The organism is Burkholderia sp. 9777_1386, assembly GCF_015712265.1.
Classification (GTDB): Bacteria; Pseudomonadota; Gammaproteobacteria; order Burkholderiales; family Burkholderiaceae; genus Burkholderia; species Burkholderia cenocepacia.
On record NZ_JACCQB010000039.1, the window covers coordinates 37,251 to 55,810 of the forward strand.

The following is an 18,560-nucleotide window of genomic DNA, read 5'->3' on the forward strand; positions in this document are numbered from 1 at the left end:
CATGACTGACTCGTTCGACCTCTCGCGCTATTTCTCCCGCATCGGCTACGACGGCCCGGCCGCGCCGACGCTGGACGTGCTGCGCCGGCTGCATCTGCTGCACCCGCAGGCGATTCCGTTCGAAAACCTCAATCCGCTGACCGGCGCGCGCGTCGCGCTCGACCTGCCCGCGATCGTCGACAAGGTGGTCGAACGCCGCCGCGGCGGCTACTGCTTCGAACTCAACAAGCTGTTCTACACCGCGCTCACGACGATCGGTTTTCGCGTCACGCCGCTGATCGCGCGCGTGCGCTGGATGCGGCCGCCCGAGATCGTCACCGCGCAGACGCACATGTTGCTGCGCATCGACCTCGACGGGGCCGCGTGGCTCGCGGACATCGGCTTCGGCAGCGCGACGCTGACCGCGCCGCTGCGCTTCGTGCCGGGCGAGCGGCAACTGACGCCGCACGGCGCGTTTCGCGTGATCGACGCGCCGGTCGACGGCGAATTCGACATGCAGTTCGAAATCACCGACGGCTGGCAGACGACCTACCGCTTCTCGCTGAAGCCGGCCGAATGGATCGATTACGACGCCGCGAACTGGTTCACGTCGACCTATCCCGAATCGATCTTCGTGAACGACCTGATCGCGTGCCGCGTGCTGCCGGACGGCCGCGCGGCGCTGCTCAACACCGCGCTGACGTTGCGCGACGCGGCGGGGGCCGGGCGCACGGTCACGTTCGACAATGCTGCCGACTGGGCCGCCTGCCTGCGCGACACGATCGGCATCAATACGGCGGGGTTCGATCTCGACGCGCTGTTCGCGCGACTCGCGGCGCGCCCCGCGCGGTAACGCGAACCCCCGACATCCGACATCCGACGGCGGCCCGCACGCGGGCCGCGACCATCCCGCGATCACCGTCAGTTGACTTTTGCTAGATTGCTAGCATACTAGTATCCATGACCGAGGAAGAAGTGAAGCAATTCAACGTGTACTTGCCGCTCGGCCTGATCCGGCAGGTCAAGCATCGCGCCATCGAAACGGAGCAATCGCTGTCCGCGCTGGTGGCCGACGCGTTGCGCGCGTACCTGGCCGCGCCGCCGTCCGGCGCGGAACCGTCCAACAAGGAGGAGTGACATGTCATCCGAGCGGATCGAAGCCGTGTATCTGACCACCCACAACTGGGGCAAGTCGGCGAAGTTCTTTCAGGCGCTGGGCTTCAGGCTGGAATTCGAAACCGACCACAATTCGGGCCAGTTGCGCAGCGGCGACGGTCCATTCTTGTTCATCGCCGAAGTGCCGCCGAGCGAAACGCCCGACATGCAGGTCGTGCTCAAGGTGGCCGACGAGCAGGCGGTGCAGCCGCAGCCGATCGTCGAGGTCGTCACGCCGTTCGAGGACACGCACTGGGGCACGCGCGACATGACGGTGCGCGATCCGGACGGCCGGGTGTGGCGCCTGCAGGCGCCGGGCAAGCAGGGCGCGTGAGGTCGACATGACGGCTATCCGCGAAGACGACGCGCCCGACAGCACGGCCGCGCGCGTCGCGCTGTGGCGCGCGCTGCACGTCGAACTCGACGCGCCGCCGCATGTGCTCACGGACGAAATCGGGTTGCAATTGCTCGCGCCGGCACCCGGCTGGCAGCAGCGCGGCGACATGGATCCGCAGTTCACGCGGCCGTTTCGCGCGTCGATCGTCGCGCGGGCGCGCTTCATCGAGGATCTCGTGGCCGAGCAGGCCGCGCGCGGCGTGCGCCAGTACGTGATCCTCGGCGCGGGGCTCGACAGCTTCGTGCAGCGTCGGCCGGACATGGCGTCGCGCGTGACCGTGTTCGAAGTCGACCAGCCGGCGCCGCAGCGCTGGAAGCAGCGCCGCCTGGTCGAGCTCGGCTTCGGCGTGCCCGACTGGCTGCGCTTCGTGCCGGTGGATTTCGAGGCGAAGCAGTCGTGGCGCGACGCGCTCGTCGGTGCGGGCTTCGATGCCGGCAAGCCGGCGGTCGTCGTATCCACCGGCGTCAGCATGTACCTGACGCGCGAAGCGAATGCGGCCGCGCTGCGCGAAGTCGCGTCGCTCGCGCCGGGCTCGACGTTCGCGATGACGTTCCTGCTGCCGCTGGAGAACGCGGATCCGGACGTGCGCCCGGGGATGGAAATGGCCGCGAAGGGCGCGCGGGCGAGCGGCACGCCGTTCATCAGCTTCTTCATGCCGGACCAGATCCAGGCGCTCGCACGGGAGTCCGGCTTCGCGAAGGCCGAACACGTGTCGGCCGCCGAGCTGACGCGCCGTTACTTCGCCGAGCGCACCGACGGTCTGCGGCCGCCGAACCGCGCGGAAGAGCTGCTGGTCGCGACGGTCTGACCCGTCGCGTCCGTCACACTCGTCACGCGCGTTCGAGCACGGCCATCTCCCGCACGACCACGAGCAGCACCGCGAGGCTCGCGCCGCCGGACGCGCGCAGATCCGCGAGCAGGTGTTCGTAGCGCACCAGCGCGGCTTCGCGGCGCGCGCGCCACGCGCCGACGATCGTCTCCGGCGTGGTCGAATCCGGCGACTCCGCGAGCGCGCTCGTCGCGAGCGTGCGCTTGAGCCGCGCGACTTCCGCGAGTGCGGCGGCGCGCGCGAGCATGTCCCAGTGCGTCGGCGTCGGCAGGTTCGCCGCGCGTTCGCCGATCCACCCGTAATTGAGCAGCGTGCCGAGCGAGAAATAGACACCGGCGACGAGTTCGAGGCTGCGGTTGCAGGTCGCCGCCACTTCGGCGATGTCGAGCAGCGCGGCCGAGATGTCGCCGCTCGCGACGCGTACCGCGAGCGCGCTGTCGACGCCGGCGTCGACCAGCACGCGCTGCCGCTCGGACAACGCATCGAGATCGTCGGCCGGCAGCAGCGACGGCAGTTGCGGGGCGAGCCGCGCCGCCGCGTCGCGACAGCGCGCGATCAGCTCGGCGACGCCGCCGTCGGCCACCGCGCCCGACTGCAGATGCCGCAGGAACCACAGCGCCGCGCGCTCCAGCAGCCGCGCGACGTCGACGAACATGCGCGCCTGCACGTCGTCGGCGACGCGGTTGTCGAGCGCGTCGATGTCGCGCCATACCGCATCGAGATCGAACACGTCGCGCGCCATGATGCACGCGCGGACGATGTCGCCCGGCTTCGCGTCGGTTTCCTCCATCAGCCGGTGCACGAATGCGCAGCCGACACGGTTCACGAGCGCGTTGGTCAGATGCGTCGCGAGAATCTCGCGGCGCAGCGGATGGCGGCGCATCGGCTCGCTGAAGCGCTGTTGCAGCGGCTTCGGGAAGTAGTCGACGAGCATCGCGGCCACCAGCGGATCCTCGGGCACGTCGGATTCGAGCAGCGCATCGTAGAGCCACATCTTGCTGTACGCGAGCAGCACCGCGCGCTCCGGCGACGTGAGGCCGAACTTCGCGGCCTGCCGCTCGGCGACTTCGTCGTCGGTCGGCAGGAATTCGATCACGCGGTTCAGGCGGCCCGCGCGTTCGAGCCAGCGCATCAGGCGCGCCTCGGCGTCGAGCAGCTCGACCGCATAGCGGCCCGCGATCGACAGCGCCTGCGTCTGGTAGTAGTTGTCGCGTAGCACCAGCAGTCCGACTTCGTCGGTCATCTCGGCGAGCAGCGCGTTGCGCTGCTTCTCGGTCATCTCGCCGTCGGACACGACGAGCCCGAGCAGGATCTTGATGTTGACTTCGTGATCCGAACAATCGACGCCGGCCGAGTTGTCGATCGCATCGGTGTTGATGCGGCCGCCGCGCTGCGCGAACTCGATGCGGCCGAACTGCGTGCAGCCGAGATTGCCGCCTTCGCCGACGACCTTGCAGCGCAGGTCCGCGCCGTTCACGCGCACCGCGTCGTTCGCGCGGTCGCCGACCTGCGCGTGGGTTTCGCGCGCCGCCTTCACGTAGGTGCCGATGCCGCCGTTGTACAGCAGGTCGACCGGCGCCTGCAGGATCGCGCGGATCAATTCGGTCGGCGGCAGCGCGTGCGCGTCGATGCCGAGCGCGGCCTGTACCGCCGGCGACAGCGGGATCGTCTTCGCGGTGCGCGGATACACGCCGCCGCCCGCCGAAATCACCGACGTATCGTAGTCGGCCCAGCTCGAGCGCTCGAGCGCGAACATGCGCTGGCGCTCCGCGAAGCTCGTCGCCGGGTCGGGGTTCGGGTCGAGGAAAATGTGCCGGTGATCGAACGCGGCGACGAGCCGGATATGCGGCGACAGCAGCATCCCGTTGCCGAACACGTCGCCCGACATGTCGCCGACGCCGACCACGGTGAAGTCGGTCGTCTGCGTGTCGATGCCCATCTCGCGGAAGTGCCGTTTCACCGATTCCCACGCGCCGCGCGCGGTAATCGCCATCTTCTTGTGGTCGTAGCCGACCGAGCCGCCGGACGCGAACGCGTCGTCGAGCCAGAAGCCGTATTCGTGCGAGATCGCGTTCGCGTAGTCGGAGAAGGTGGCCGTGCCCTTGTCGGCGGCGACGACGAGATACGGGTCGTCGGGGTCGTGGCGCACCACGTCGGGCGGCGGCACGATCGTGTTGCCGGCGAGGTTGTCGGTCAGGTCGAGCAGCCCGCGCAGGAACGTCTGGTAGCACGCGATGCCTTCGCGCATCCATGCCTCGCGATCGCTCTGCGGCGGCGGGTTCTTCACGACGAAGCCGCCTTTCGAGCCGACCGGCACGATCACGACGTTCTTCACCATCTGCGCCTTCATCAGCCCGAGCACCTCGGTGCGGAAATCCTCGCGGCGATCCGACCAGCGCAGGCCGCCGCGCGCGACGCGCCCGCCGCGCAGGTGCACGCCCTCGACGCGCGGCGAATACACCCAGATCTCGAACATCGGCTTCGGTTCCGGCAGGCCGGGCACCTTCGCCGGGTTGAACTTGAACGACAGGTACGGCTTCGATTCGCCGTTCGCGTCGGCGAGGAAGTAGTTCGTGCGTTCGGTCGCGTTGATCACGCCGAGGAACTGGCGCAGGATGCGGTCCTCGTCGAGGTTCGGCACCTGGTCGAGCGCGCCTTCGATCGCCTTCAGCAGCCGTTCGGCCTGCACGTCGCGCGTGTCGCCGATCCGCGGGTCGAAGCGCAGCACGAACAGCTCGACGAGTTGCCGCGCGATCGCCGGGTTGCCGGTCAGCGCGCGCTCGATATACGCGTCGCTGAAGGTCGAGCCGACCTGCCGCAGATATTTCGCATACGCGCGCAGGATCGTCACTTCGCGGGCGCTCAGGTGCGCGCGCAGCACGAGGCGGTTGAAGTCGTCGTTCTCGATCCGGCCGCTCCAGATCCGGTCGAACGCATCCTCGAACAGGCCTTTCACGCGCTCGATGTCGAACTCGGTATCGTCGGCGAGCTCGAGGCCGAAATCGTGTACCCATGCATGCGCGGCATCCTGCGTCTGGATCCGGTATGGCCGCTCCTCGTCGACGCGCACGCCGAGGTGTTCGAGCATCGGCAGGCTGCGCGACAGCGCGATCGGGTCGCCCGCGCGATACACCTTGAAGCGGAACGCGCGCGGCTCGGCCTCGATCGGCCGGTACAGGTTCATCGCGAGCTGGCCCGAGTCCTTCACGCGCTCGATCAGCTCGATGTCGCGCACGGCCGTGCGCGCAGGATAGTCGTCGCGATAGCCGGCCGGGAACGACTCGGCATAGCGCTGCAGCAGGCGGTTGCCTTGCTCTTCGCCGAATGCGTCGAGCAGCGCGTCGGCGAGATCGTCCTGCCAGCGGCGCGTGACCTGCACGAGCCGCGTTTCGAGTTCGCGCGTGTCGACGTCGGGCATCGTGCCCGGTTCGGCATGCACGACGAAATGAATCCGCGCGATCGCCGATTCCGACAGCAGCGGCGTGAATTCGACGTTCACGCCGTTGTACGCGTCGACCAGCAGCTTCGCGATGCGGCGGCGCAGGTCGGTGTTGTACTTGTCGCGCGGCACGAACACGAGGCACGACACGAAGCGGTCGAACCGGTCGCGGCGCACGAACAGGCGCGTGCGCTGGTGTTCCTGCAGGCGCAGGATGCCGAGCGCGATGTCGTAGAGCTGGTCTTCGTCGGCCTGGAACAGTTCGTCGCGCGGATAAGTTTCGAGCACCGTCACGAGCGATTTGCCGAGATGTCCCTTCGGCAGGAAGCCCGCGCGCCGCAGGATGTTCGCGCACTTGCGGCGCACGATCGGGATCTCGGCCGTCGACACCATGTACGCGGTCGACGTGTAGAGCCCGATGAAGCGGCGCTCGCCGACGACCTTGCCGTCGGCGCCGACGAGTTTCACGCCGACGTAGTCGAGATAGCCGGGCCGGTGCACCGTCGCGCGCGAATTCGCCTTGGTCAGGAAGATCGGCCACGCGCCGGTGATGATGTCGGCGGCGGCCTGCGGCAGCGGCGTCACGTCGGGCGCGCCGGACGTGCGCAGCGCTTCGCGCAGGATGCCGAAGCCCGAGCCCTCGATGCCGCGCAGCCCGAAGCCCGTGCCGTCCGATACGAGCGCGTAGTCGCGCTGGCCGAGGAACGTGAAGTGATCGGCGGCCATCCATTCGAGGAACGCGCGCGCCTCGATGTCCTCCGCGGTCGATTCGCGCGCCTTCATCTCCTTGATGGTCGCGCGCGCGATGTCGACGATCTTCGGCCAGTCCTCGACCGACGCGCGCACGTCGCCGAGCACGCGCGCGATGTCCTCGCGCAGCGTGTCGAGCAACGCGGCGTCGCCGCAGCGGTCGACTTCGAAATGGATGAACGACGCGAGTTGCGACTGGCCGTCGCCGGACGTCGCGCCGCCCGCGTCGACCCGCTCGATGCCGCCGCCGGCGCCGCGCCAGATGCGGAACACCGGATGCAGCGCCGAATGCAGCGCGAGCCCGAGACGGTTGACGGCCATCGTCACCGAGTCGACGAGGAACGGCATGTCGTCGTTGACGATCTCGATCACCGTGTGGTCGGAATGCCAGCCGTGCTGTTCGAGGATCGGGTTGTACACGCGCAGGCGTTCGCTGCCGGGCACGAATTTCTGCGCGGTCTGCCAGTGCGCCATCGCGGCGCCGTACAGGTCGGCGATGCTGCGGTTCTGCAGATCGTCGGCATCGACGAAATCGTAGTAATGACGCAGGAAGGGTTCGACGGTCCGGAACGTGGCTTCGGGCAGCCGAGCGCGCGCGAATTCGACGACGTCGGAGAGCAGGTGTGCGACGACTTCCTCGTTCTTCGCTTCCATGGCGGTCTCCTCGTCGGGTGGCCATTGGCGGCTGCGTCTGTCCGGCATTATGCGCCGATTGCGTGACAAAGCGATGTGCGGGCGCACAACGGCGGCGGGCGGTAGAGCGGGCCTGCGGCGCCCGTCGCGGACGCCGCGGTGCAGGGTTCAGCGCAGGGCGGGCGACGCCGGCGCGACGCCGCCTTCGGCGCTCAGCGCTCGTCGCTCCACAGCTTGCCGGCCGTCGCCCAGTTCTCCTTCTTCACGTCGGTCAGGATGATGTCGACCGAGCCTGGCGCGCAGCCGAGCGTCTCGCACGTGACGCGCGTGATCGCTTCGACGAAGGCGCGCTTCTGGTCGACGGTGCGGCCTTCGAACAGCTGGATATTGAAAGTCGGCATGGCAAATGCTCCGGTTGAGGTTGAACGATTGACGATGAACGATTCGGTCGGGTGCGGATGCGGCGTCAGTCGCGATACGACGGATCGATCCGGTCGAGGCGGCGCAGCAGCGCCGGCCATTCCAGTTCACCTTCGATCGCGCCGCCGTCGCGCAGTTGTTCGGCGGTGCGCGCGGCGACGGCCGGTTCCGGCAGCACGAGCGGCCCGCCGCCGGCCTGCGCGCGAACCTGGATGTCGCACGCCTTGATCAGCGTATCCATCAGCACGTACGCTTCGGCGACGGTGCGGCCGACCGTCAGCGTGCCGTGATTGCGCAGCAGCATCGCGGATTTCGCGCCGAGGCTCGCGGTCAGCCGCGCGCCTTCGGCCGGCGAGAACGCGAGCGCTTCGTAGTCGTGGTACGCGAGGTCGCCATGAAAACGCAACGCGTGCTGCGATGCGGGCAGCAGCCCGTCGCGCTGGATCGATACGGCGATGCCGGCCGTATTGTGCAGGTGCATCACGCAGACGGCGTCGGCGCGCGCCGCGTGCACGGCCGCATGCAGCGCGAAGCCGGTCACGTTGACCGTGTGCTCGCTGTCGCCGATCCGGTGGCCGGCGAGGTCGATCTTCACGAGGTTCGACGCGCGAACCTCGTCGAACGTGAGGCCGAACGGGTTGATCAGGAAGTGGCCGGGTTCGCCCGGAACGGTCGCGGACAGATGCGTGTAGATCAGGTCGTCCCAGCCGTTCAGCGCGACGAGCCGGTACGCGGCGGCGAGGTCGACCCGCAGCTTGCGTTCGGCGTCCGAGATCGGGCCGCCGGGCTTCACGGCATCAGGACGGTGTGCGAATGACGACATCGGGTTCTCCGAGGGTAAAGCGGCGCGCGACAGCGACGGTCACCCATGACGCGAGCGCGAACGGGGCCGTGAACGCGGGGGTGCCCGTGCGCATCGCGAGCCACTGGATCAGCGCGGCGAGCGCGGCCGCCGCGAGCGCCGCACGCGGGCCGCGCGGCATCAGCGCGAGCGCGGCGAGGGCGCCGTTGAAGCCGAGCAGGCCGTCGGCGAACAGCGCGCCGCTTGCGCCCAGCGCGGCCAGCAGCACGGTTGACACGACCGCGCCGCCGAGCGCGAACGCGGCCGCGCGGCGCGATGCGACGGCGAGGCCGGCGACGATCAGCGCGCCGGCCCACGCGCCTTGCGCGAAGGTGGTCTGGGCGACGCCCGACAGCAGCGCGTCGGCGGCGGACGCGAGCGTCAGCACCGGGCCGGCGGCCGCGGGGTCCGCATGCTGCACTGCGACAAGCGGCAGCCACAGCGCGGTGACGGCCAGGCACGGGCCCGAATACGGGCACTGGCGCCAGCGGGCGAGCGGCACCCGCATCGCGCGTTGCACGAGCGCCGCGCCGATCGCGACCAGCGGCGCCAGCGCGACGGCGGCGAGCGGATGGGGCGCGAACAGCACGGCGATCAGCGCGGCCAGCGCGCCGTTGAAGCCGTGCAGGCCCTGTTCGACGTCGCGGCGGTCGGCGCCCGTCAGCACGGCCGTCATGCTGGCGGCGGCCGAGCCGACCAGCGCGGCGCACGCGAGCCGCAGGTCGGTCAGCGCCAGCGCGGCGAGCAGCAGCGCGCCGGTGAGCGCATGCGCCTGCAGCACGATCTGCCCGATGCCGCGCAGCAGGATGCGCAGGTCGATCGACGGCGGGACGGGGCGGGCGGTAGGCATGATGGCGGCGGAACAGGACGAGCCGCGAGCATAGGACACAATCCCATGCACCGGAATAGGGAATTCTGGATAGTCAGGATTTGTGCGACGATGCCCCGCAATGGGGAAACCGGGAGGTGGAACGATGCGCGAGGTGCGGTGGGCGTCGCTCGAAGGCGACGGGGTCGAACATCTGACGTTCGACCGCAGCGGCGGCGCGATCGTCGTCGAAAGCGCGGTGGTCGGCCAGCGGTACGGTCGCGCATACGGGCTCGCGTATCGCGTCGAGTGCGATGCGCAATGGCGCGTGACTTATGCGGTGCTCAAGGTGATGGGCGGCGGCACGCTGGCGTTGCGCGGCGACGGCGCCGGCCACTGGCGCGACGGCGCGGGCCGCCCGTTGCCGGCGCTCGACGGTTGCATCGACATCGACATCGCCGCGACGCCGTTCACCAATTCGCTGCCGATCGGCCGCCTCGGGCTTGCGCGCGGCGAGCGGCGGCCGATCGACGTCGCGTACATCTCGACGCCGGACCTGACGGTCGCGCCGGTCAAGCAGGCTTACGCGTGCATCGAACCGGGTCGGCGCTATCGCTACGAAGGGATCTTCCGGAATTTCACGGCCGAGATGGACATCGACGACGACGGGCTCGTCGTCGATTACGAGACGCTGTTCAGACGCCTGCCGGCGCCGCCGACGGCGCGCTGAACCGCGGCGTTCGTCGCCGCCGGCCGCTCCTGCGCGGACGCGAAGCGATCGATCCGCGACGCGATCAGGTCCGGATGGCGCAGTACGATCCAGTGCGTGCCGTCGATTTCCTCGCGCACGTGGTCGCCGAGCCAGCGATCGAGGTCGACCGACATCTCGGGCGTCACGTAGCGGTCGCGCACCGGCACCAGGATCTGCACCGGCGCCTGCGCATACCGCTCACGCGGCTGGCGGGCCCGCGCGATGAAGTTCGCGCGGTACATCTGCATCCCGTTCAGCGCGTTCTTCAGTTGCACGGGATCGCGCTCGGCGCGCACGCGTTCGGTGAGCTGGAGCCAGCGCGGCCACAGCGCGGCGCCGCCGAGCCGCCATACCAGCGATGGCACGAGCGGCAGATGGAAGAACCCGATGTACCACGACTTCAGGCTCTGCTTGAGCCGCAGCTTCGCGCGGAACACGTGATCGAGGCACGGGCCCGAGATCGACGTGTACGACGCGATGCGGCCGCGGAACGCGGGGTCGGTCACGGCCTCCCAGCACTGGATCGAGCCCCAGTCGTGGCCGACGAGGTGGAACGGCCGACCGCCGCAGGTCGCGTCGGCCACCGCCTTCAGGTCGCCGGCGAGCCGTTCGAGCGTATAGTCGGCCCGGCGGCGCGGCGCATCGGATGCACCGGCGCCGCGCACGTCGTACGCGATCACGCGGTAGCGCTTCGCGAGCCGCGCGCGGACCGGCGCCCACACGGCCGCCGAGTCGGGATAGCCGTGCACGAGGATCAGCGGCGGCGCGCGCCGCGACCCGCTTACGTAGACGGCGAGTTTCACGTCGCCGGACTGGACGGTCAGCATCTCGTGAGCGCGCGCCATGGCGTCATGCCTGCGGCACCGGGTGCAGCGGCACGCGGCGCGGGGCGGCTTGCGCCGCGTAGCGCGCGTTGGTCGCGTCGATGTTGTCGAGCAGCGTGTCGAGCTCCTGCAGGTACTGATGGTTGTCGTGATCCCACGGGTGGAAACCCGGGCGGAAGTAGTCGAGCCATTCGCGCGCGATGCTCGGAAACACGCCGTGCTTCGGGCTGTACAGATACTTCACGAGGCGCCACATGCCGCCGAACTTGCCGTGTTCGCGACGGTGCGCGCGCATCAGGCGTACGTGGAAGTCGAACACGATGGCCCAGAAGAACACCGTCGTCGTCAGCATCGTGCCGGTGCGCAGCAGGTAGCTGCCGAGGCCCGGCTTCATCACGGTGCGCCACACGTCGTAGGACACCGCCTTGTGCTCGGTTTCCTCCATCGCGTGCCACATCCACATCTGCTGGTAGCCCTCGACCGAGCCGTCGATCCGGTGCTCGTGGCCCGACAGCAACTGGTTCGCGAGGATCGCCGTGTAGTGCTCGAGCGCGATCGTGATCGCCAGCTGCATCGAGTGCGGCAGCACCTTCTTGAACCAGCCGAGGATGGTCCACAGGCGCTTGTCGAGCTTGTGCGCGGGCAGCCCGGACGATTGCAGCAGATCGTTGTATTCGATGTGCTCGCGCGTGTGCATCGCTTCCTGGCCGATGAAGCCGAGCACCTGCTTCTTCAGCTCGGGATCGTCGATCCGGTCGCGGTAGTTGCGCACCGAATCCATGAAGAAGCGTTCGCCGGCCGGGAACAGCAGCGACAGCGCGTTCATGAAGTGCGTAACCGGCACGCCCTGCACGTGCCAGTCCTTCGCGCGTTCGGGCGGCAGCGCGAAACGGATGTCGCGCCGCACGGGCATCATGTTCGGGGTCGTCATGATTGTTCACCTCCCTGATTGCCTGCATTGTTGTAGGTCGCGTGCAGCGGGGCGGGCGCCGGCGCCGGCGCGCCGCGCGCGGCACGGCGGGCTTTCGCCGCCTCGCGGCGCGTCGCGAGCACGACGAGCGCCTGGTACGCGGCCGGCAGCACGCGCGCCATCCAGTCCGCGCCCTTCGCGTCGCGGCCGATCAGCACGCGGCGCTTGTTCTTGCGCACGCCGGCGAGGATCGTGCGCGCGGCGTCGTCGGCGGTCGTGATGAAGAACTTCTCGAAGCTGTCCTTGCCTTGCTGTTCGCTCTCGACGATGAAGCCGACCATGTTCTTCGCGACGCGGCTCGACTGCGCGATGTTCGTGCGGATGCCGCCCGGATGCACGCAGGTGGCCGACACGCCGCACTTCATCATGTCGAGTTCCTGGCGCAGCGATTCGGTGAAGCCGCGTACCGCGAACTTGGTCGCGTTGTAGCCGCTCATGCCCGGCTGCGCGAAGATCCCGAAGATGCTCGACGTGTTGATCACGTGGCCGTCGCCGGATGCCTTCAGGTGCGGCAGGAACGCCTTCGTGCCGTGCACGACGCCCCAGAAGTTGATGTTCACGATCCACTCGAGATCGCTGTATTCCATCCCTTCGATCGTGCTCGACAGCGCGACGCCCGCATTGTTGAAGATCAGGTTGACCTTGCCGTGCTCCTTCGCGGTGTCGTCGGCCCATGCGAACATCGCGTCGCGATCGCCGACGTCGAGCACGCGCGTCGACACGCGCACGTTCGGCGCGATCGCGCGGACGATCCGTTCGGTTTCCGCGAGGCCGACGCCGTTCTTGTCGGCGAGCGACACGTGGCAGCCGGCCTGCGCGAGCTGGATCGCGAGCGCGCGGCCCATGCCCGAGCCGGCTCCCGTGATCGCGGCCACCTTGTTGGCGAAATCTCTCATGTCGTTGGCTCCTTGTCTGGCTCAGGCCGCTTCGGCGGACGTGGAAGCGGAAGCGGCCGGCGCGGCGGCGGGCCGCGCGGTCGTGTCGTGTTGCGGCGCGCGATACGCGTGGTAATCGGCGATCGAGAAACGCGCGGTCGCCTGGCGGAAGCGCCACGTGAAGCCTGGCCACAGCGTCGTGTTCTTGCCGGTGCGCGGATCGAGATACCAGCTCTTGCAGCCGCCCGTCGACCAGATTGCCTTCTTCAGCTTGCCCTGCAGGTCGCTGTTGAACTGCGCCTCGACGAGCGGGCGCACCTCGATCGCGTCCGCGCGCTCGCGGCGCATCGCCTGCAGCGCGCCGAGGATGTATTCGATCTGCGACTCGATCATGAACACCATCGAGTTGTGGCCGAGGCCGGTGTTCGGGCCGACGATCATGAAGAAGTTCGGATAGCCGGGCAGCGTCGAGCCGAGGTACGCGTGCGCGCCGTCGCGCCACGCGTCGACGATGTCGAGGCCGCCGCGGCCGATGATCGCGCCGCGCGGGTACGGATCGGCGACCTGGAAGCCGGTGCCGTAGATCAGGCAGTCGACTTCATGACGCTTGCCGTCGGTCGTCACGACCGCGTCGGCTTCGATATGGTCGATGCCGGTCGTGATCACGTCGACGTTCTTGCGCGACAGCGCCGGGTAATAGTCGTTCGAGATCAGCACGCGCTTGCAGCCGAGCGTGTAGTTCGGCGTGACGGTCTTGCGCAACTCCGGATCGGGAATCTGCTTGCGGATGTGCCGCAGCGCGAGCTTCTGCACGTTCTTCATCAGCGACGGATGGATCGCGAAGCCGAGCACGCGCGATTCGAGCATCCAGTAGATGCCGCTACGCACGACCTTCTGCGTGAACGGCAGCGTGCGGAACAGCCATTTCTCGAAGCCGGTCAGGTTGCGGTCGGGCTTCGGCATGATCCACGGCGGCGTGCGCTGGAACAGCGCGAGTGCTTTCACGCGCGGCGCGATCTGCGGGACGAACTGGATCGCGCTCGCGCCGGTGCCGATCACCGCGACACGCTTGCCTTCGAGCGGGTAGTCGTGATCCCACTGCTGCGAATGGAACGCGCGGCCCTGGAAGGTTTCGACGCCGGGAATCGCCGGCAGCGCGGCGCGCGACAGGCCGCCCATGCCCGACACCAGCACGCGCGCGGACAGCCGCTTGCCGTTCGCGAACGTGAGGCGCCAGCGTTGCGCGGCTTCGTCGTATTCGGCGCGCTGCAACTCGTGATTCAGCCGCAGGTGCGGGCCGACGCCGAAGCGCTGCACGCAGTCTTCGAGATACGCGCGGATTTCCGGCTGCGGCGCGAACATGCGCGTCCAGCGCGGGTTCGGCGCGAACGAGAACGAATAGACGTGCGATTGCACGTCGCATGCACACCCGGGGTAATGATTGTCGCGCCACGTGCCGCCGACCGAGGCGGCCTTCTCGAGGACGACGAAGTCGGTCACGCCCGTCTGTTTCAGGCGGATCGCCATCCCGAGACCGGCGAAGCCGGTGCCGATGATGGCGATGTCGATGGTTTCGTCCAGGCCGTCATGGCCGGGTGGACCGAAAGGCAACGTGCGAGCATTCATCCGGGTGTCTCCGATTTGGCTCATTTTTGAATGTTACATTGTTTGATGTAACGATAGTGGGTGAACCCGGAAACCGCAAGAGGCTAGAAGCGGCGCTCTAAGGGCCGGAAGCCAGGCGGGAAAAGGCTGAGCGGGGTTTGGAACGGTCGGGTTTCCGCAATGCGGGATGAGCGGAAAAGGCCGTCGGCAGGGCGAGACAGCGAGGAAACGGGACCGCCGGCGCGCGACGGTCCGTTTGAAACGGTATCAGGGACGGATCGATCGGGCGGCCGTCTCATGGAAAACCCCGGCCACGATCGTGACCTGCGCGAGCGCATAGAGGCCCCAGATCAGATAGTCGATGCCCGGAAAGCCGCCGAGGAACCGGCCGACGCCGATCAGCGTATCGGAGCCGACGAAGATCAGGCTGCCGACCGCGACCAGCGGGCCGCGCGTGCGGGCGGCGAGCGCAAAGCTCGCCATCGCGCACAGCACGAGCATGTAGATGGCGACCGGCGCCAGCAACTCGCCGAGGTGCGGGAAGAATGCCGCGTAGAACGCCGGCGCGGCGATCCACAGCCCGACGAGCGCGACGATGCGCCAGCCGTGCGGCCGCGCGCGCCACCGGAAGAAGATCGCGCAGTAGCACACGTGCGTGAGCAGGAATGCGCCGAGGCCGAGGACGAACGACAACGGCCAGTCGGGCAGCGCGAGCAGCACGTCGCCGAGCACGGCGGTCGCGAGCGCCGCGCACAGCCACGCGCGTTCGCGCGGCGCGCCGCAGGTGCTGCCTGCCGCGAGCAGCAGGATGCCCATCGCGGCTTTCGCGGCGGCCTGGCCCGGATAGGGCGCGACGGCGAGCGACAGTCCGTACAGCAGCGCCGCGGCGATGGCGAGCGGCCAGAGCCGGCGGTAGGGGGCGGGAAGCGTGGCGATCAAGGCGGGTGTCTCCGGTTTGTTGTTGTCTGCGGTGGACGGCGCGCCGTCGAGGGCGCGGCTGTCGGCCATTATCCGGAAGAACGGGCGCGCGAAAACCGGCGAATCCTTCTAGGAAACGACCGCGACGGGCGGCGGTGCCGCCGCCGGATTTTTCCGCGCGTTGCCCCGGCTGAACCGGGGCAACGGCGTCGATTCGGCTTGCTATGATCGCCGCGGTATTGCCGTTGTCGCTGTCGATGTCCCGCCTGGCCGCGCGACCGGATGCGCGAGCCGGTGCGTGCCGATGAATCCATGCCGTGCCCGGCCCGCGCCCTCAGAGGGCGCGGGCCGGCACCCCACGAAAACAAGTCCGACCATGACCGAACTTCTCCACGGCGACGGCGCGATCCGTCGCACGACGCCGTACGGTTCCTCGATCGAAAACACCTATGCGGGCGTGCTGTCGTTCATGCGCCGCAATTACTCGCGCGTGCTCGACGGCATCGACGTCGCGATCTCCGGCGTGCCGCTCGATCTCGCGACGACCTATCGTTCCGGTGCACGGCTCGGGCCGGCCGCGATTCGCGCGGCAAGCGTGCAGCTCGCGGAGCTCAATCCGTATCCGTGGGGCTTCAACCCGTTCGACGACCTCGCGGCCGTCGACTACGGCGACTGCTGGTTCGACGCGCACAACCCGTTGTCGATCAAGCCGGCGATCGTCGAGCATGCGCGCGATCCTGCGTTCGGGCGCGAAGATGCTGACGCTCGGCGGCGATCACTACATCACGTATCCGCTGCTGGTCGCGCACGCGGAGCGCTACGGCCAGCCGCTGTCGCTGATCCATTTCGACGCGCACTGCGATACGTGGGCCGACGACGATCCGGACAGCCTCAATCACGGGACGATGTTCTACAAGGCGGTGAAGGAAGGGCTGATCGATCCCGCGACGTCGGTGCAGGTCGGCATCCGCACGTGGAACGACGACTTTCTCGGGATCGAGCGGCTCGACGCCGCGTGGGTGCATGACCAGGGTGCGCGGGCAGCGGTCGAGCGGATCGTCGCGATCGTCGGTGCGCGGCCTGCGTACCTGACGTTCGATATCGACTGCCTCGATCCGGCGTTCGCGCCGGGAACGGGGACGCCGGTTGCCGGCGGGCTCTCGTCCGCGCAGGCGCTGGCGATCGTGCGGGGGCTCGGGGCGGTGAATCTGGTCGGGGCGGATGTGGTGGAGGTGGCGCCGGCGTACGATCACGCGGACATCACGGCGATCGCGGCCGCGCATGTGGCTTGCGATCTGCTGTGTCTGTGGCGGCAGAAGAAGGTGGCGGCGCGGTGACGCAGGCGAGCGGGCATGTGATGCGGAAGGCCGGCGGGCAGGTTGCCCGCCGTTTTTTTATGACCGTTTGCGCGGATCTCGCGAGTAGCGCGGCGTTCAACCGCGCGTATCGACCCAGTGGCGCGCCCAGCGTGCCGAATGCGCGAGCGCCTGTGCCTCGCTCGCGAAGTAATCGAGCGAATAGAACTGGTAGCGGCCTTCGCCGTGCGTGCTATCGGCGCGTTCGAGCAGCAGGTTGGAGGAAAAACTCCCGTCGGGCAGGCGATGCGCCGAGGGTTGGACGGCATAGCCGTTGTATTGCTGAATTCGTTGGTTGTCCATTTTAATTTTAATGATGTTCGAGTGCGCGCGTGCCGTGCGAAATACGCACGGTTACGCTGATTCAAAGCCATTGCGAGCCGAATCAGACGCAGTCGGAAAGCGAAAATAAGGCGTTGCGGCCAGAGGGGGGATGAAGTGCAACGAGACGTGTAGCGCGTGGCGAACTGCTGACTGAACAGATGCAGCTAAAAAGCCGGTCGCGCCAACTTGGGGAGACGAAGCTCCGTGGGGATGTCGCTGCGACCCGGCGTCCGTCGTGGGAGGCCGGGCCCTTCAAACTTTACAGCGGCTTGATGTTCGCCGCTTGCAGACCCTTCGGTCCTTGCTTCGTTTCGAAGCTCACTTTCTGGTTTTCAGCCAGCGTCTTGAAGCCGTCGGCACGAATTTCCGAGAAGTGAGCGAACAGATCGTCGCCGCCGTTGTCCGGCGTGATGAAGCCAAAGCCTTTGCTGTCGTTGAACCACTTGACGATACCGGTATCCATGAAGATTCCTTGAGAAAAAAATAGAGAAATTTGCTCTGTGGAAGAGCGCGCGAAGCGTCAAGGAGGGAGAGGACAACGAATACCGCTGAGGAGGAGCGAGCAATTGATGAACAGCAATCGGACTTCTTGGACTTCGGTGCCTACACTAACCGTCGCTGGGGCTCGCGTCAACCGTTATCTTGTAACTGTTTCACAGCGTAGCCTGCGATGACGGACGCAGCGCGGTGGCGCCGTCTGGCTGGAATGCGCGCGGGCGCGGCTGCTGGCCATTTGCCGGCCCATGCTGGCGGCTATCGTCACCTGCCATGGACGTCGGCCTTTCCTCCAGCCGGACACGCGCGCGTTGTCGCGAAAAGCCCACGCATGCATGACGGCGAAGGCCTTATGCGGTGTCGCCGTCGCCCTGCGTATCGCTCGTACCGGACTGCCGCGCGGCTTCGTCGCTGAGTTTCTTGTCGAGAATCGTCGCGACGCGGCCGCCCAGATACGCGCTCGCCGCATTCTCGAGCGCGCGGTTCGTCTCGCCTTCGACGAACACGGCCGCGAGCGGGCGCAGCCGCCAGATCGCGTCGACGAGCGCCGGCACGTCGGTGGCGGGCGGCAGCGTGCCTTCGTCATAGCGGTCGAGCCGCTTCACGACGAGATCGACGAGCAGCCGCGCGATCGCGTCGAAATGCGGCCGCGCGACGCTGATCACGTCGAGCAGTTCGCGCGGCGGAATCCCTTCCTTCGTCATCGCGGCGGCGGCCTCGAGCAGCGCGGGGCTTTTCGCGACGAACGACAGGCCGCGCCGTTCGAGCAGCCCGAGCTCGGTCACGCGCGACAGTTGCGTGGTCGCCTGCGGGCCGAACATCTGCGCGAGTTGCGCGAGCGAGTAGGTTTTCGGCAGCTCGTGCGACCAGCGGCCGCCGATCGCGTTTTCGAGGCCGAGGATCGAGCGCAGGTCGTGGCCTTCGTCGATCGCCTTGATCAGGTCCTGGATGTTCGACAGCGTGTAGCCGCGCGCGAGCAGATGGTTGATCAGCTTCAGGCGCGCGACGTGCGTGTCGTCGTAGATGCCGACGCGCCCGCGTTTCTCCGGCGGCGCGAGCAGCCCGCGATCCTGGTAGGCGCGGACGTTGCGCACGGTGGTATCGGACACGCGCGCGAGCTCGTCGACCGTGTACTCGTTGCGGGAATCCGGCGTGGCCTCGTCGGGCGTGGAATGAGTCTGTTTTGACATGC

The 18,560-nt window shown here is 68.0% G+C and carries 17 protein-coding genes and 1 pseudogene; 6 read left to right on the plus strand and 12 right to left on the minus strand.

Annotated elements, in window-relative coordinates:
- The first annotated feature begins 1 nt into the window (after window position 1).
- From H0X91_RS24940 to H0X91_RS24955, 4 genes are all read left to right on the plus strand, one after another.
- On the plus strand, window positions 2-832 hold the full coding sequence (locus H0X91_RS24940; protein ID WP_058903602.1) for an arylamine N-acetyltransferase family protein: 831 nt from the start codon (window positions 2-4) through the stop codon (window positions 830-832).
- Between the two features lie 107 nt (window positions 833-939).
- Window positions 940-1,116, plus strand: a complete 177-nt coding sequence (locus tag H0X91_RS24945) for a ribbon-helix-helix protein, CopG family (protein ID WP_058903246.1) — start codon at window positions 940-942, stop codon at window positions 1,114-1,116.
- Window position 1,117: 1 nt separating this feature from the next.
- The gene (locus H0X91_RS24950; RefSeq protein ID WP_058903245.1) at window positions 1,118-1,468 is read left to right on the plus strand and encodes a VOC family protein; all 351 of its coding nucleotides are present in this window, start codon (window positions 1,118-1,120) and stop codon (window positions 1,466-1,468) included.
- A gap of 7 nt (window positions 1,469-1,475) precedes the next feature.
- Window positions 1,476-2,339, plus strand: a complete 864-nt coding sequence (locus H0X91_RS24955; protein ID WP_058903244.1) for a class I SAM-dependent methyltransferase — start codon at window positions 1,476-1,478, stop codon at window positions 2,337-2,339.
- A 22-nt stretch (window positions 2,340-2,361) separates the two neighbouring features.
- On the opposite strand, the gene H0X91_RS24960 is transcribed toward H0X91_RS24955, so the two are convergent.
- From H0X91_RS24960 to H0X91_RS24975, 4 genes are all read right to left on the minus strand, one after another.
- Complete coding sequence (locus H0X91_RS24960) at window positions 2,362-7,203, minus strand: NAD-glutamate dehydrogenase (protein ID WP_062910417.1); 4,842 nt, start codon at window positions 7,201-7,203, stop codon at window positions 2,362-2,364.
- 191 nt (window positions 7,204-7,394) lie between these two features.
- Window positions 7,395-7,703, minus strand: a complete 309-nt coding sequence (locus H0X91_RS35265; protein ID WP_258171101.1) for a 4-oxalocrotonate tautomerase — start codon at window positions 7,701-7,703, stop codon at window positions 7,395-7,397.
- Window positions 7,649-8,425: a class II aldolase/adducin family protein gene (locus H0X91_RS24970; protein ID WP_006496946.1), complete on the minus strand. Its 777-nt coding sequence runs from the start codon at window positions 8,423-8,425 to the stop codon at window positions 7,649-7,651. The genes H0X91_RS35265 and H0X91_RS24970 overlap by 55 nt, the downstream gene beginning before the upstream one ends.
- On the minus strand, window positions 8,400-9,293 hold the full coding sequence (locus tag H0X91_RS24975) for an urea transporter (RefSeq protein ID WP_058903241.1): 894 nt from the start codon (window positions 9,291-9,293) through the stop codon (window positions 8,400-8,402). Before H0X91_RS24975 ends, H0X91_RS24970 begins: the two co-directional genes overlap by 26 nt.
- Before the next feature lie 124 nt (window positions 9,294-9,417).
- On the opposite strand from H0X91_RS24975, the gene H0X91_RS24980 reads away from it, so the two are divergent.
- Complete coding sequence (locus H0X91_RS24980) at window positions 9,418-9,981, plus strand: putative glycolipid-binding domain-containing protein (protein WP_006496948.1); 564 nt, start codon at window positions 9,418-9,420, stop codon at window positions 9,979-9,981.
- Here the strand turns inward: H0X91_RS24980 and H0X91_RS24985 are convergent.
- From H0X91_RS24985 to H0X91_RS25005, 5 genes are all read right to left on the minus strand, one after another.
- The gene (locus H0X91_RS24985) at window positions 9,933-10,847 is read right to left on the minus strand and encodes an alpha/beta fold hydrolase (protein WP_006496949.1); all 915 of its coding nucleotides are present in this window, start codon (window positions 10,845-10,847) and stop codon (window positions 9,933-9,935) included. The genes H0X91_RS24980 and H0X91_RS24985 overlap by 49 nt on opposite strands.
- Before the next feature lie 4 nt (window positions 10,848-10,851).
- Entirely contained in the window at window positions 10,852-11,757 is a 906-nt protein-coding gene (locus H0X91_RS24990; protein ID WP_060268201.1) for a metal-dependent hydrolase, read from the minus strand.
- The gene (locus tag H0X91_RS24995; protein ID WP_006496951.1) at window positions 11,754-12,692 is read right to left on the minus strand and encodes an SDR family NAD(P)-dependent oxidoreductase; all 939 of its coding nucleotides are present in this window, start codon (window positions 12,690-12,692) and stop codon (window positions 11,754-11,756) included. The genes H0X91_RS24990 and H0X91_RS24995 overlap by 4 nt, the downstream gene beginning before the upstream one ends.
- A 21-nt stretch (window positions 12,693-12,713) precedes the next feature.
- Entirely contained in the window at window positions 12,714-14,297 is a 1,584-nt protein-coding gene (locus tag H0X91_RS25000; protein ID WP_034202193.1) for a flavin-containing monooxygenase, read from the minus strand.
- Window positions 14,298-14,543: 246 nt separating this feature from the next.
- Complete coding sequence (locus tag H0X91_RS25005; protein ID WP_196433426.1) at window positions 14,544-15,215, minus strand: lysoplasmalogenase; 672 nt, start codon at window positions 15,213-15,215, stop codon at window positions 14,544-14,546.
- A 355-nt stretch (window positions 15,216-15,570) separates the two neighbouring features.
- Between H0X91_RS25005 and speB the strand changes: the two are divergent.
- A pseudogene (speB, locus tag H0X91_RS25010) lies at window positions 15,571-16,531 on the plus strand (agmatinase).
- Window positions 16,532-16,627: 96 nt separating this feature from the next.
- Here speB and H0X91_RS25015 read toward each other — a convergent pair.
- The 3 genes from H0X91_RS25015 to H0X91_RS25025 form a co-directional block, all read right to left on the minus strand.
- Window positions 16,628-16,852 (minus strand): hypothetical protein, encoded by a 225-nt coding sequence (locus tag H0X91_RS25015; RefSeq protein WP_006485967.1) that lies wholly within the window; start codon window positions 16,850-16,852, stop codon window positions 16,628-16,630.
- 280 nt (window positions 16,853-17,132) lie between these two features.
- Window positions 17,133-17,336, minus strand: coding sequence for a cold-shock protein (locus H0X91_RS25020; RefSeq protein WP_006485974.1), 204 nt, complete (start codon window positions 17,334-17,336; stop codon window positions 17,133-17,135).
- A 382-nt stretch (window positions 17,337-17,718) separates the two neighbouring features.
- Window positions 17,719-18,558, minus strand: coding sequence for a MerR family transcriptional regulator (locus H0X91_RS25025; protein WP_006485961.1), 840 nt, complete (start codon window positions 18,556-18,558; stop codon window positions 17,719-17,721).
- Window positions 18,559-18,560: the final 2 nt, after the last annotated feature.

Bases quoted from the DNA above. Each gene is read 5' to 3' on its own strand.
- H0X91_RS24985 (WP_006496949.1), bottom strand. From the start codon at position 10,847: ATGGCGCGCGCTCACGAGATGCTGACCGTCCAGTCCGGCGACGTGAAA.
- H0X91_RS24970 (WP_006496946.1), bottom strand. From the start codon at position 8,425: ATGTCGTCATTCGCACACCGTCCTGATGCCGTGAAGCCCGGCGGCCCG.
- H0X91_RS35265 (WP_258171101.1), bottom strand. From the start codon at position 7,703: ATGGCCGGCGCTGCTGCGCCGCCTCGACCGGATCGATCCGTCGTATCG.
- H0X91_RS24940 (WP_058903602.1), top strand. From the start codon at position 2: ATGACTGACTCGTTCGACCTCTCGCGCTATTTCTCCCGCATCGGCTAC.
- H0X91_RS25020 (WP_006485974.1), bottom strand. From the start codon at position 17,336: ATGGATACCGGTATCGTCAAGTGGTTCAACGACAGCAAAGGCTTTGGC.
- H0X91_RS24975 (WP_058903241.1), bottom strand. From the start codon at position 9,293: ATGCCTACCGCCCGCCCCGTCCCGCCGTCGATCGACCTGCGCATCCTG.
- H0X91_RS24990 (WP_060268201.1), bottom strand. From the start codon at position 11,757: ATGACGACCCCGAACATGATGCCCGTGCGGCGCGACATCCGTTTCGCG.
- H0X91_RS24950 (WP_058903245.1), top strand. From the start codon at position 1,118: ATGTCATCCGAGCGGATCGAAGCCGTGTATCTGACCACCCACAACTGG.
- H0X91_RS25000 (WP_034202193.1), bottom strand. From the start codon at position 14,297: ATGAATGCTCGCACGTTGCCTTTCGGTCCACCCGGCCATGACGGCCTG.
- H0X91_RS24945 (WP_058903246.1), top strand. From the start codon at position 940: ATGACCGAGGAAGAAGTGAAGCAATTCAACGTGTACTTGCCGCTCGGC.
- H0X91_RS24955 (WP_058903244.1), top strand. From the start codon at position 1,476: ATGACGGCTATCCGCGAAGACGACGCGCCCGACAGCACGGCCGCGCGC.
- H0X91_RS24960 (WP_062910417.1), bottom strand. From the start codon at position 7,203: ATGGAAGCGAAGAACGAGGAAGTCGTCGCACACCTGCTCTCCGACGTC.
- H0X91_RS25015 (WP_006485967.1), bottom strand. From the start codon at position 16,852: ATGGACAACCAACGAATTCAGCAATACAACGGCTATGCCGTCCAACCC.
- H0X91_RS24995 (WP_006496951.1), bottom strand. From the start codon at position 12,692: ATGAGAGATTTCGCCAACAAGGTGGCCGCGATCACGGGAGCCGGCTCG.
- H0X91_RS25025 (WP_006485961.1), bottom strand. From the start codon at position 18,558: ATGTCAAAACAGACTCATTCCACGCCCGACGAGGCCACGCCGGATTCC.
- H0X91_RS24980 (WP_006496948.1), top strand. From the start codon at position 9,418: ATGCGCGAGGTGCGGTGGGCGTCGCTCGAAGGCGACGGGGTCGAACAT.